Raw genomic sequence first — 321 nt, forward strand, 5'->3', positions numbered from 1 at the left:
TTGTTGGGGCAATGAGTGCACTAATTCACGTGCTTGTTGTTCACTCTCACATATAAAGGGCTCATATCCACGTTGATGTAGATAGGCCTTTGCAATCTCACTAAAGGTTTGTAAGTGCAATTCATCACTGAGTTTAGGAAAGAAAATATCTCCATTGTCACCTAACAAACATGACATCAAGCATAATTGCCCTGACTCTGTTGGGGTGACAAAATAACGTTTAACGTCGCTCGGAGCGACAATAGGTTGTTTCTTCAGTAGCCGTTGATTGAAACCGTGAAGTAACGAGCCATCACTAAACGCCACATTAGCAAAACGAGC

General features: G+C 42.1%; 1 protein-coding gene. It reads right to left on the minus strand.

Annotated elements, in window-relative coordinates:
• A partial coding sequence (locus CWC14_RS19005) for a polysaccharide biosynthesis protein (RefSeq protein WP_171036919.1) occupies window positions 1-321 on the minus strand: 321 nt, incomplete at both ends.

Origin of the sequence: Pseudoalteromonas sp. S3260 (assembly GCF_005886925.1) — a bacterium.
GTDB lineage: Bacteria > Pseudomonadota > Gammaproteobacteria > Enterobacterales > Alteromonadaceae > Pseudoalteromonas > Pseudoalteromonas tetraodonis.